Origin of the sequence: Mesorhizobium alhagi CCNWXJ12-2 (assembly GCF_000236565.1) — a bacterium.
Taxonomy (GTDB): domain Bacteria; phylum Pseudomonadota; class Alphaproteobacteria; order Rhizobiales; family Rhizobiaceae; genus Allomesorhizobium; species Allomesorhizobium alhagi.
In genome coordinates this window covers 1-11,326 of the sequence record NZ_AHAM01000297.1, presented here as the reverse complement: position 1 = coordinate 11,326, position 11,326 = coordinate 1, and the positions used below count along the sequence as shown (strand labels likewise).

General features: G+C 61.4%; 10 protein-coding genes and 5 pseudogenes. 8 read left to right on the top strand and 7 right to left on the bottom strand.

Annotation, left to right across the window (positions count from 1 at the left end):
- Both MAXJ12_RS36120 and MAXJ12_RS30765 read left to right on the top strand, forming a co-directional pair.
- A pseudogene (locus MAXJ12_RS36120) lies at positions 1-766 on the top strand (SDR family NAD(P)-dependent oxidoreductase).
- Positions 767-800: 34 nt separating this feature from the next.
- The gene (locus tag MAXJ12_RS30765; RefSeq protein WP_008840092.1) at positions 801-1,256 is read left to right on the top strand and encodes an acyl-CoA thioesterase; all 456 of its coding nucleotides are present in this window, start codon (positions 801-803) and stop codon (positions 1,254-1,256) included.
- On the opposite strand, the gene MAXJ12_RS30760 is transcribed toward MAXJ12_RS30765, so the two are convergent.
- Entirely contained in the window at positions 1,233-1,703 is a 471-nt protein-coding gene (locus MAXJ12_RS30760) for a MarR family winged helix-turn-helix transcriptional regulator (RefSeq protein WP_008840091.1), read from the bottom strand. The genes MAXJ12_RS30765 and MAXJ12_RS30760 overlap by 24 nt on opposite strands.
- A 148-nt stretch (positions 1,704-1,851) precedes the next feature.
- On the opposite strand from MAXJ12_RS30760, the gene MAXJ12_RS30755 reads away from it, so the two are divergent.
- From MAXJ12_RS30755 to MAXJ12_RS30740, 4 genes are all read left to right on the top strand, one after another.
- The gene (locus MAXJ12_RS30755) at positions 1,852-2,658 is read left to right on the top strand and encodes a crotonase/enoyl-CoA hydratase family protein (protein ID WP_244421665.1); all 807 of its coding nucleotides are present in this window, start codon (positions 1,852-1,854) and stop codon (positions 2,656-2,658) included.
- 92 nt (positions 2,659-2,750) lie between these two features.
- Positions 2,751-3,287, top strand: coding sequence for a TRAP transporter small permease (locus tag MAXJ12_RS30750; protein WP_008840089.1), 537 nt, complete (start codon positions 2,751-2,753; stop codon positions 3,285-3,287).
- Entirely contained in the window at positions 3,284-4,606 is a 1,323-nt protein-coding gene (locus MAXJ12_RS30745; RefSeq protein WP_008840088.1) for a TRAP transporter large permease, read from the top strand. Before MAXJ12_RS30750 ends, MAXJ12_RS30745 begins: the two co-directional genes overlap by 4 nt.
- A 94-nt stretch (positions 4,607-4,700) precedes the next feature.
- Complete coding sequence (locus MAXJ12_RS30740; RefSeq protein WP_008840087.1) at positions 4,701-5,729, top strand: TRAP transporter substrate-binding protein; 1,029 nt, start codon at positions 4,701-4,703, stop codon at positions 5,727-5,729.
- A gap of 435 nt (positions 5,730-6,164) precedes the next feature.
- Here MAXJ12_RS30740 and MAXJ12_RS37315 read toward each other — a convergent pair.
- Positions 6,165-6,273 (bottom strand): annotated as a pseudogene (locus tag MAXJ12_RS37315) (glutaredoxin); the annotation flags it as partial.
- 308 nt (positions 6,274-6,581) lie between these two features.
- On the opposite strand from MAXJ12_RS37315, the gene MAXJ12_RS30730 reads away from it, so the two are divergent.
- On the top strand, positions 6,582-7,175 hold the full coding sequence (locus MAXJ12_RS30730; RefSeq protein ID WP_040588983.1) for a DUF6088 family protein: 594 nt from the start codon (positions 6,582-6,584) through the stop codon (positions 7,173-7,175).
- Between the two features lie 276 nt (positions 7,176-7,451).
- Positions 7,452-7,709, top strand: a complete 258-nt coding sequence (locus tag MAXJ12_RS30725; protein ID WP_008840083.1) for a hypothetical protein — start codon at positions 7,452-7,454, stop codon at positions 7,707-7,709.
- Here MAXJ12_RS30725 and MAXJ12_RS30720 read toward each other — a convergent pair.
- The 5 genes and pseudogenes from MAXJ12_RS30720 to MAXJ12_RS39360 all read right to left on the bottom strand — a co-directional run.
- Positions 7,706-8,152, bottom strand: a complete 447-nt coding sequence (locus MAXJ12_RS30720; RefSeq protein WP_008840082.1) for a hypothetical protein — start codon at positions 8,150-8,152, stop codon at positions 7,706-7,708. The two genes, MAXJ12_RS30725 and MAXJ12_RS30720, sit on opposite strands and share 4 nt — an antisense overlap.
- A 1,128-nt stretch (positions 8,153-9,280) precedes the next feature.
- Positions 9,281-9,403, bottom strand: a pseudogene (locus tag MAXJ12_RS40270) (ABC transporter permease); the annotation flags it as partial.
- Positions 9,404-9,516: 113 nt separating this feature from the next.
- Positions 9,517-9,993 carry a transposase gene (locus MAXJ12_RS30715; protein ID WP_008840079.1) on the bottom strand — a complete coding sequence of 159 codons (477 nt, stop codon included), beginning with the start codon at positions 9,991-9,993 and terminating at the stop codon, positions 9,517-9,519.
- Between the two features lie 433 nt (positions 9,994-10,426).
- Positions 10,427-11,017 (bottom strand): annotated as a pseudogene (gene pgsA, locus MAXJ12_RS30710) (CDP-diacylglycerol--glycerol-3-phosphate 3-phosphatidyltransferase).
- A 93-nt stretch (positions 11,018-11,110) separates the two neighbouring features.
- Positions 11,111-11,326, bottom strand: a pseudogene (locus tag MAXJ12_RS39360) (helix-hairpin-helix domain-containing protein); the annotation flags it as partial.

The window sequence follows — 11,326 nt, the reverse complement described above, 5'->3', positions numbered from 1 at the left end:
ATGGACGTCCAGGATCAGGCGTTGTTGGTGATGGTGACGGGCGAAGGCTCGAAGCTTGACGCCGCCACGGCGCGGGCGCTTGCGAAAAAGGGTGCTCGCGTCGCCATTCTCGACATCGATGCCGAAAAAGGCGAGGCGGCCGCCCGCGAGGCCGGCGGCATTTTCGCCCATTGCGATGTCGCGGACCCGGTGAGCGCGGCCGAGGCATTGGCCGCGAGCCGTGCTGCGCACAGTGCCCCGGCCATTCTGGTCAATTGTGCCGCAATAGGCACCGCGGCGCGCGCCGTGGCGCGAGGGGCCTTGCCACACGAGGCTTTCGAGCGCGTTATCCGAGTCAACCTGCCCGGGACATTCAACATGATGCGCCTTGCTGCCGCTGGAATGAGTGCGGCTGAGCCGGGTGTCGGCGGCGCCCGCGGCGCAATAATGTCCACTGCTTCCGTAACGGCATTTGAAGGTCAGATCGGGCAGGCCGGCTATGCCGCGTCAAAAGGCGGCATAGCCGCGCTGACGCTGCCGGTGACGCGCGAACTCGCCCGTTTTGGAATCCGCGTACTGACGATCGCGCCGGGCCTTTTCAAAACGCCGCTGCTTGCCGAGCTGCCGCAAGAGGCCCAGGGCGCGCTCGGAGGGGCGATCCCCTATCCCGCACGCGCCGATCTCGCCCGCCGAATTCGCGCATCTGGTCGTGGCCATGGTCGAGGACGATTATCTGAACGGCGAAATCGTGCGTCTCGACGGCGCGCTCAGGATGCAGCCGAAATAGGACCGTTCCGGGCCGCTATCGGTTGGAATACGCGATGTGGGAGAATGCCGCCATGCTGGTCAACACGCATGAGGTTGAGATCGAGTTCGGTGACTGCGACCCGGCAGGCATCGTATTCTATCCAAACTATTTCCGCATGTTCGATGCCGCGACGGCCCGCCTTTTCGAAGCCGCGCTCGGGATGAAGAAGATTGCCTGGACCAGGCGTTTCGGAATTGTGGGCATCCCGATGGTCGACACCAGTGCCAAGTTCATCAAGCCCGCGCGGTTCGGGGATGTGGTGAGGATCGAGAGCGCCGTCCAGGCGTTCAGGCGCTCGAGCTTCGATGTCGAGCACAGGCTTTTCAACGGCGGTGAACTCGCCGTCGAAGGCCGTGAAACCCGCGTCTGGGTCGGCAAGGACGAGGCGGACCCGCACAGGCTCAGGTCGCAGCCGATCCCCGACGAGGTGATCGCGGCGTTTTCGTTAGTCGGCCAGCAGGTCGAGTAGCGCCATTAACTGGTCCCGCGCCCTCCGCCCGCCGAGCTTCGCCACGCATTCGGCCTCGAAATCGGCTTGCGCCGCATTGGCCTTGGCGACGAATTTTTCTCCGGAGGGCGTCAGGAACAGCGCATTGGAGCGGCGGTCGCCCGCCGGCTGGCGGCGTTCGGTTAGGCCGCGCTTTTCGAGCCCGTTGATCAGCGCCACGAAGTTGGCCCGCTTGATCCCCAGCGCCTCGGCTATCTCGGTCTGCTTGCTGCCCGGATTGGCCGCGATGAGCGTCAGCACCGAATATTCTGCCGGCCGCAGGTCGTACTCCGCGAAACGCGCGATGAATTGCTGGAAGATGCGGAGCTGTGTCCGGCGCAACCGATATCCGATGATCTCGTTGACGGAACTGGGGTCGAAGCGCTGGCGCCGTGGTTTCGGGGGCCTCGTCTGGTCGGGATTGTCCATCGTTGCTCTTTGCCGGTTGCGGCATTCCTTATCGCCAAGTCCCCACTGCGGAGCAAGGGAGAGGCGAGGGGCCTGCACATAGTGTGCAACCGCTATAGCGTCCACAATTGTTATATGATAGAACATTTTGCTGAGGATGGAGTATCGAATGCCGACTCCGGCTGACACGAAAGGGAGCATGGCGAGCATGGCGGAGGCGGTTCTTGACGTGCGGCGCGAGGGCCCGCTGGCTTACCTGACATTCGACCGTCCAGCCAAGCGCAACGCCGTCAACGATGCCATGATCGAAGCCCTGCGCAGGTTTTTCGCGCATGTGCCGGAGGGTGTCAGAGCGGTCGTGCTGTCAGGCAACGGCGGCCACTTCTGTTCCGGACTCGATTTGAGCGAGCAGGTCGAACGCGCGCCGCAGGAGGTGATGCGGCATTCCCGCAACTGGCATTCGGTAATGGGGCTGATCCAATTCGGCGGCGTGCCGGTGATCGCGGCCATGAACGGAGCGGTGATGGGCGGCGGGCTGGAGATCGCTTCCGCCTGCCATGTTCGCGTGGCCGAGGAGGGCACGTTGTTTCGCATGCCTGAGGGCCAGCGGGGCATATTTGTGGGCGGAGGCGCAACCGTTCGCCTTGGCGCCATCATTGGCGCCGACAGGCTGACGGAAATGATGCTTACGGGCCGGACCTATTCGGCCGAAGAGGGCTACCGCCTCGGCCTCGCCCACTATCTCGCGCCGTCCGGCAAGGGTTTGGCGAAAGCCGTCGCACTCGCCTTGCAAGTGGCGCAGAACTCCAGCGCGGTCAACTATCTGATCATTCAGTCGATCGCCAGGATCTCCAAAATGTCTACCGAAGACGGTCTCTATGCCGAAAGCCTTGCGGCTGCCCTGAGCCAGACCGGGCCCGATGCGGAGGAGGGGCTCAAGGCCTTTCTGGAAAAGCGCAAGCCGAGATTTGCTTAGAGGCAAGCCGGGTGGTTTGGAGTTGGACAGGTCGCATTTTGTTTGACGCGGCATGAAAGGCGCCATCGATCCTTGGGAGGAAAACCGCAAGAATGGACGATACGAAGCTGGGCCGGTTTGTGCACCGGCTCGCCAGATATGTGGCCATCGCCGGCGGCGTGGTGCTGACGGCAATCGTTGCCATTACCGTGCTGAGCGTTGTCGGCCGCGCCTTTGTCTGGGCCGGGCTCAGTGGCATCCCCGGGGACTATGAACTCGTGGAGGCTGGCGTCGGCTTCGCCATCTTCGCCTTCTTGCCCTGGACGCACCTGACCCGCGGCCACGCGGTCGTTTCCATCTTTACCGACTTCCTCAGCGCGCGCGCCAATGCCTGGATCATGGTCGTGTCCGACGCCCTGATGCTGGTGATCGCCGCCTTTATCACGTGGCGGCATTGGCTCGGCACGGTCGACAAGTTCAACTATGGCGAGACGACGCTGCTTTTGCGCATGCCGCTCTGGTGGGTCTATGCCGCGGGGCTGGTCGGCGCCGCCGTCTTCGTGGTCGTCGCCGTTTATGTCCTGGTGCGGAGCGTTCGCGAGGCTCTTTCCGCCAATCCTCCCCACCCGACCCAGGGAATGGTCCATTGACCAACATCGAACTCGGATTCTGGGCCTTTCCGGTTATTCTGGCGCTGATTTTCCTGCGCATTCCAATCGGGCTGGCTATGCTGGCCGTCGGCATCGGCGGTTCATGGCTCGTCACCGGTTCCCTCAACCCGGTGATGGCCCAGTTCAAGAACCTGACGCACGGCACCTTCGCCAACTACTCGCTCTCGGTCGTTCCGCTCTTCCTTCTGATGGGGCAGTTCGCCTCGCTTGGCGGCATGTCGGCCGCACTGTTCAAGGCGGCGGCCACCTGGCTCGGCCACCGCAAGGGCGGCGTCGCCATGGCCGCGGTTGGCGCCTGCGCCGGGTTCGGCGCCATCTGCGGCTCATCGCTTGCGACGGCCGCGACGATGGGACAGGTCACGCTGCCCGAACTCAGGAAGTACGGCTATTCCGGCGCGCTGGCCACCGCGACGCTCGCTGCTGGCGGCACGCTTGGCATCCTCATTCCGCCGTCGGTTATCCTGGTGATCTATGCGATCCTGACAGAGCAGAACATCGCCAAGCTCTTCGTTGCCGCGTTCGTGCCGGGTATCCTCGCGGCCATCGGCTACATGATCGCCATAGCCATTTACGTGCGCGTGAACCCCCACGCGGCAGGCCATCGCGAGCGGACTCCCTACCGGGAGCGCTTCGAAGCACTGGCCGGCGTGTGGCCGGTCATGATTGTCTTCATCGTGGTCATCGGCGGCATTTACACCGGCGTCTTTACCCCCACCGAGGCGGCCGCGATCGGGGCCGCCGGCACCGGCATCATCTCGCTTCTCAATCGCGGGCTGACGCGCGAGAACTTCATCGAGGCCATCCTTTCGACGGCTTCGTCCACGGCCATGATCTTCCTGATCGTCCTGGGCGCCGGCGCGCTGAACGGGTTCCTTGCCATGTCGCAACTGCCCCAGTTCGCCGCCGATTTCGTCACCGCCCAGGGCTACAATCCCTGGATAGTGCTCGTGGCAATCCTGATCCTCTACCTTATCCTCGGCTGCGTGATGGACTCGCTTTCGATGATCCTTCTGACCGTGCCGATCATCTTCCCGATGGTCACGGCGCTTGATTTCGGCCTGCCGCCAGAGGAATTTGCCATCTGGTTCGGCATTCTCATTCTCATCGTGGTGGAGGTGGGCCTGATCACGCCGCCAGTGGGGATGAATCTTTTCGTCATCAACTCGATGGCGAAAGGGGTTTCGCTTGGCCAGACCTACCGGGGCGTCGTTCCGTTCGTTGCAAGCGACCTCATTCGCACGGCGATACTGGCGGCATTTCCCATCATCAGCCTGTTTCTCGTCCGCCTGCTCTATTAAAAAGAGGTAACTTTGGCGCGGCGCAACAAAACGGAGCATTCCTCGAGTTCAACCGGGCAAAGCACGGGAAGCGTGCAAGAAAGGGAGAGAGACTATGAACAAGCTAGGCATGATGCTCGGCAGCGCGCTTGCTGCCGTGATTTTCTCGGGCGCAGCGCTCGCGCAGGAGGTGACGCTACGCGTCCACCAGATGCTTCCGGCGCAGGCGACCATTCCCGCCAAGGCAATCACACCCTGGGCCAAGGCCGTCGAGGAACAGTCGGGCGGCCGGCTCAAATTCGAGCTCTATCCCGCTATGCAGCTCGGCGGCACGCCGCCGGCGCTGTATGACCAGGCCAAGGACGGAGTGGTCGACGTCATCTGGACGGTGCTCGGCTACACGCCCGGGCGGTTCCCGAAGTCGGAAGTCTTCGAACTGCCCTTCCTCGTGACGACCGGCGAAGCAAGCTCGGTGGCGTTCCAGAAATATGTCGAGGAAAACGCCATGGACGAGTTCGCCGGTGTTCATTTGATCGCCGTGCACACCCATGGTCCCGGCCTGTTCCACACCGCGACGCCGGTGACCAAGCTCGAGGATCTGAAAGGCATGAAGATCCGCGGAGGTTCGCGCGTGATTTCCGACATGCTTGGCCGGCTCGGGGCCGAACCGGTCGGCATGCCGGTACCGCAGGTCACCGAGGCGCTTTCCAAGGGCGTCATCAATGGCACGACCATTCCCTGGGAGGTAACCCCGGCTCTGAAAGTCGCCGAACTGGTCAAAAACCACACGGGCTTTTCGGGCGATAACGGACTCTACACCCAGACATTCGCGATCGTGATGAACCAGGGCGCGTATGACGCGCTGCCCGACGACTTGAAGGCCGTGATCGACGCCAATTCAGGGGTCGAGGTGGCCCGCGCCTTCGGCAAGGTGATGGACGAAGGCGATGTGCGCGGCCTCAAGATCGCGACCGATCTCGGCAACAACATCATCACCCTGGATGAGGCCGAAACCGAGCGCTGGAAGGCAGCCGCGCAGCCAACCGTCGACCAGTGGTTCGCCGACATGCAGGCGAAAGACGTCGACGGCAAGGCTCTCTATGAAAAAGCCAAGGCGCTGATCGCGGCGGAATCGGGGATGTAGCAAGCGAATAGCGACCGGCCGCGCTCCCGCTTGGCGCATGATCCGAAAACCGATCACGGTTTTCGGGGTCATGCATCAATGCAAGGCCTGTATCCAACGTGACTGCCTTGCCCGCGAGTCGCGAGCTTTTGGCGCGCATGCTGTGAACCAGCATCGACCGGAGCCTATGGGGTCGACCGCCATCAAGTGTCTAAGCTTACTGGGACTATTGCCCCGGGGGTCATCTTCGGCGCCGATCGTGACCCTACCCGTTTTCAAGAATGCCTCTGCAAATCAAGGTTCACGCCCACATGTCGAGGAGACAACTTTCGGCAACGGTCCACAGATTGAAATTTCAGTGATTCATTGTGCCGATCGGCGCCGAGAGCCACCCCGATTCACAGTGCGCTGAATGGCGTAGCTGTGCATCCGGGAACGGGAAATTAGGAGGCTTTTGCCAACGCAGGCGCACTTGAATTCCCGCCGGTCGATAGGCGGCCTTAAACACCGACACCGCCCCGATGCCGCCGATGAAAAGTGCAACAGGGATCGAGATCCACATCAGCGTACGGTAAGTGGTCTGGCCGATTTCGCGGCCGAGTCGTTGCACCTCCTCGGCCCGAATTCGCTCAAGAAGGTTGTCTCGGTCTTCGTCCAAGCCTGCTCCCCCTTGTTGGCGTTGAGCTGAAAATGCGGTCGGTAGCAGTGATCGTTCACATTATGTTCTACCGCTTCAACCGCCGCAACTTTTGAGGTGAGCGCTGCTCGTGCTCTCCACAGCTCGAACGATCCGAGTCGGCCTTGAATGTCAGAAAAACATATGCTATTTTCTGACACATGAAAACGGCTACGACATCGGTTCCCGATCGGATCATGCGACGTGCCCGCGCTGGCGGGCGCGGCGGCGTGTTCACGCCCACCGACTTTCTCGACCTGGCGGCGCGCGCTGCAGTCGATCAGGCCCTTTCCCGTCTGGTCAAGAACGGAAAGCTGCGCCGCGTGGCCCGTGGTCTTTACGACTATCCGAAGCTTCATCCGAAGCTCGGTGCGCTTTCGCCCGCTCCCGATGATGTTGCCCGCGCGCTGGCACGGGAGACTGGCTCGCAAGCGCAGATCGCCGGCGCGCACGCTGCGAACGCTCTTGGTCTCTCAATGCAGGTTCCCGCCAAGAGCCTCTATCTCACGGACGGTCCCTCGCGGCGGATCGTGCTGGGCAAGAGGGTGGTCGATTTGCGTCACGCCTCGCCCAAGCATCTGGTCGCGCCGGGCAGTCCTGCCGGAACAGTTGTTCAAGCCCTTCGCCACGTCGGACCCGTCCGGGCCGCGGACGTAGCCCAGGTTGCCACGCGTCGGCTGTCCGCCAGCGACAAGAGGGTCCTAGCGTCCCGCGTTATCCAAGCCCCCGCGTGGATGCGCCCCACACTCATTTCGATCGGCAGGACCGCCTCGGACGCAGTGAATGGATAAGGTCGCGCTTCTACCCTCGAGCGACCGAGCAGCGCTCTTCGGCGAGACCCGCGCCGGCCGCGGCGTCGCCAATACGATCATCGAGAAGGACTTCTGGGTCTGATGGACCTTGAAGCGACTTGCCGATGCCCTGGAACTGACAATGCGCGACAAACCCTTCACCCGGCCCACAATCATCGCCGCCAATGAGTTCGTCGCCGCGGAAGCGCTCACGCATACCCAGATCAACAAGATCGTCCTACGCCCTCGGGCTCGAGTCCGACGTCCCCGGCACGGATGAAGGTTTCGGCCATTTTTGTCCGGCTGCCCTGGGTTGGGGTTTCGAACTGGGTTGTGCTGCAGCGGCTTGTCGACCGCCTCGGGATGCATCTTGCGCACGATCCGCTGCTGATGGCTTTCGAGGTGCCCGAAAACCAGGCGTTCGACGGGACCCTGATCATCGCGCAATCGCGCGCGCCGCATGGATGGTTCTTGGCAGAAGAAGCTAGTTGCAAGAATGTGCCAGTTTGGCTTGGTTCGGGTTTTGGCATCTAAGTGCCCTTAGCGGCGTCCTCGATTAACTTGGCTACCAAGTTACGGAACCGCGTGTCAGACCTATCCCCTATGTTTCCTACTTCTTTCGCCACGATCCCGCGCGCAGAGACTGACACCTCCCCACCCAGCTGAACGCTAACCGTGAACGTTCTTCTGACCCTCTTGTCCGATCCTCGCTTCCGGTAGATTTGGAACCGAACGGATGGGATTGACGATTTGACCCGGCGGCGAGGCGGGGTGTCTATGTCGACGGTCACCTCGCCCGCCACGTCAGCCTTGGCCGCTTCCAATGACGCAACCACGACGTCGTTCAGCCAGGCCCTGGCTTGCGCGTCGAAGTTCGCCATCGGAGCATCTCGCTCCGTCTTCTCATCGCGGCCGCGTTCTACATGCTGACGGCGAGCTTCCTTGCCGCGCTCAAGGGCTTCTTTGAACTTAGACATCCTGGTTGCTCCGCTTTTGTCGCCGCGCGAGGCCGTCTGTGAGTTCGGCCATGGCTCTGCCAATCAGTAGAACGCGCGCAATCGTCCTGCATTGCGTAAGCGGAGCACGAGCGTTGGCCGCTGTCCTTCGACCCTCCGCGCTGGCACCTGCGATTGTACGGTTGCGTTCTGTGAGACGTCGGCCATGACGGGGGTCGTTTGCGATGGGGACGAAATCCTGCCCTAACATCGAGGCTCGGCGCGCTTTCGATCGTCACGTAACCCTCTACATAGGAGGCGGGCAGGCCCGGCGGGAAGATGCGCCATTCCACATCGGCGCAATCGACCTTGAGCGCCTGGTGGCGCTTCAGCGTCCCGCCGATGCGGGCACCCGGTCGGGGCGCTGCTCCTCAGCGGGTAGGTCAGAGACAGTGTCTTGGTGATCCCCGCCGGCTCGTCGGAAATATTCAGCATGTTGATTGTCGTCGCGTAGCGGCCCTTCACCAGCCGTCCGTCGCTTGGTTCGGGCTGGAGACCGCATCAGCTTGGCGGAGTATCTGTAACGCGGCGGCTCGACATCGCATACACCGTTCGCATTGGTGTCGGAACAGACACCCGTATCGATGTCGATCGCGTCATCGACGCCGTTCTCATTCAGATCGGGAATCGCGCCGGGGAACTGCCTTCTTCAAGAAAACGGGCGCTTCGTCGAGGATTCGCAGCATGACACCCTCCGTCAACGTCTTCTGCCCAACGCCGACATTTTTGCCGCTGATTGCTCGTTGCAATAGCCGATCGCAACGGCAAGTTCCTCTGTTTGCAGTCAATTGAGGAATAGCTCTGGCGGGTGTTTCATACTGACGTGTGCTGCATTGGTAATGTTGGATGCCGCCAGAGGTTTGGCTCTCCACTCCGCGGCGATCCCGCGACAATGTAGATAGCGGACGCGATTGTTGTCTGCCCCGTTTGTCAACGCCGCGACCGGCGATGGCGCATTGTGCCGTTTCGGAATGTCCTGGGCGGGATGACCAATCAGTATAAGGTCAAGTCGCGTGATTGCGGTCTGGAACTGCAACCTCGCTTCGGGCCATTCGCCGACTGGCTGAGCGCGACCGCCAAGATGACTATTCCGCCGCGGGCTATGTGTTGCTAACTGAACTCCTGCCCCATCAGGATCAGGCCGATCATCAGCGCGCCGATCACCGTGCCAATGACGCCGAACCGGCTGGTGCCACCGAGCACTGCCGCTGCGATGACGGATAGCTCGTCGCCTCGCGAGCTGAGAGCTGCCCCCCAACTCGGAGCGAGGCTACTAGAGAGCGGCTCCGAAACATGGCACACAAGAGCATCAGCCCGATGCGGCCTGGCGATGGGTCCTGACCGGCTCAAGCAAGCCCTAGCTTTTTCCTGAGTTCGGCGTTTTCGTTCCGGAGCCGATCGGCGAGCAGCTTCTTTAGGCGGGCATTCTCTTCTTCAAGCTTCACTAGATCCTTGAGCCCGTCGCTCTGCGTTGTCTGCCCGGCAGCCTTCTTCCACTGATAGTATGTCTGTTCCGATATTCCGGCTTTCTGTACAGCGGCCTTGATGCTCTCTCCCCGTCCGATCTGCTTTTCGATCTCGCCGAGCTTTTGGGCCCGCTCTTTCTCAGAGTATATTTTCCGCGCTGTCCGGGCTGTAGGGGAAGTGACCGCTTTAGATGAAGACGCCTGTGGGGCCGACTTGGCTCCAGGTCGTAGAGGGCGTCGCTGCTGCCCGGTTTTCTTCCTCGGCTTCGGCGCCTTTTCCTTCACTTCTGGTGTCTGTTCCTTCGCCGGCGTCTCGGCTGGTGCCTGGGTTGGGTCGATTTCCTTGAGGTCGGCCATGAAACACTCCGTGCGCTGTCAAACATCTATTCTCCCATGCAGCATCAAGAACTTACGGACTTTGTCAAGACGGCGGAAAAACCCCGGACTCTCGCCAAGGCTCGTTCGTTGGTTGCGATCCGGCGCTGATGGGTCGGGGGAGATGAGACGTCGCCTCCGTCAGGGCGCCTTACCGGTCACCTCGCGAGCGGATTTGGAAATCCTGGGATGGCGTCGCGACAGGACGTCGGAGTATACCCGCGACCGTCTCTCGATCGACGCTGGACGCCGAATTGCGAGTGTTCAAAGCGAGCAACGGTGGCCTCCATTTGTAGCCCCACTTTAAATAGTGCAGATTGTCCGGAATGTCAGATTGTGGATCGCGTAGTTTGCAGCTGATCGAAACGACGCGTCTATCCGTTCCCGCACCCAGGCGAAATAGACAGGGGCTCTGTCATTCTTCCATGATATGCTTGGCGCCGGCGCGAAAATAGTCATAGCCGGAGTAGAGCGTCACTATGGCGGAAACCCAGAGCAGGAATATGCCGATCTGCGTCCAGTAGGGAACCATCTTGTCGCCCGCCGGGCCGAGCAGCAGGAACGCGATGGCGACCATCTGGATCGCTGTCTTCCATTTGGCGAGCTGCGTCACCGGTACGCTGACTTTCAGCGAAGCGAGGTATTAACGCAGCCCCGACACGAGAATTTCGCGGCACAGTATGATGATCGCCGCCCACAGCGACCAGCCGGCGATCGTCCTGTCGGTGTCGGCTGCAAGCAGCAGCAGGCAGGTCGCGACCAGAAGCTTGTCGGCGATCGGATCGAGCATGCGCCCGATATTGGAAGTCTGCTGCCAGGCGCGGGCGAGATAGCCGTCGAGATAATCGGTCACGCTGGCGGCGATGAAAATCGCAAGTGCGGTCCAGCGCGCGAAGTCGCTCGACTGCAGCCGGCCTTCCAGGAAAAAGCACAGCACCACCATAGGCACGGCAAGGATTCGCGCATAGGTCAGCATGTTGGGAAGATTGAATGCGCGCTTGCCCATGTCTTTCCGCAATTCTCCAGATCCAGAGATACTCAAATCAGATGCCTCCGTGCGGGGTCAATCATCGAAAAGTGATGAGCCAGCGCAATTGTGTCAATTTTCGTGGAAGTGATTGTAGACCAACTTCGCAATCGATTCCGAAATTCCGTCGACGGCCATCAGATCGTCCACCGCGGCGCGGCTCACCGCCTTGGCTGTTCCGAAATGGAGGCAGCGCGCTTGCCGCCCGGCCCGATGCCGCTGATCTCGTCGAGGGGGTTCTTCACCATTTCCTTCTTGCGCCGGGCCGCTCCTGATTGTTCAAACTCC

Coding starts and splice junctions, on each gene's coding strand:
- MAXJ12_RS30765 (WP_008840092.1), top strand. CDS start 801: ATGTGGGAGAATGCCGCCATGCTGGTCAACACGCATGAGGTTGAGATC.
- MAXJ12_RS30760 (WP_008840091.1), bottom strand. CDS start 1,703: ATGGACAATCCCGACCAGACGAGGCCCCCGAAACCACGGCGCCAGCGC.
- MAXJ12_RS30755 (WP_244421665.1), top strand. CDS start 1,852: ATGCCGACTCCGGCTGACACGAAAGGGAGCATGGCGAGCATGGCGGAG.
- MAXJ12_RS30750 (WP_008840089.1), top strand. CDS start 2,751: ATGGACGATACGAAGCTGGGCCGGTTTGTGCACCGGCTCGCCAGATAT.
- MAXJ12_RS30740 (WP_008840087.1), top strand. CDS start 4,701: ATGAACAAGCTAGGCATGATGCTCGGCAGCGCGCTTGCTGCCGTGATT.
- MAXJ12_RS30730 (WP_040588983.1), top strand. CDS start 6,582: ATGCGACGTGCCCGCGCTGGCGGGCGCGGCGGCGTGTTCACGCCCACC.
- MAXJ12_RS30725 (WP_008840083.1), top strand. CDS start 7,452: ATGAAGGTTTCGGCCATTTTTGTCCGGCTGCCCTGGGTTGGGGTTTCG.
- MAXJ12_RS30720 (WP_008840082.1), bottom strand. CDS start 8,152: ATGTCTAAGTTCAAAGAAGCCCTTGAGCGCGGCAAGGAAGCTCGCCGT.
- MAXJ12_RS30715 (WP_008840079.1), bottom strand. CDS start 9,993: ATGGCCGACCTCAAGGAAATCGACCCAACCCAGGCACCAGCCGAGACG.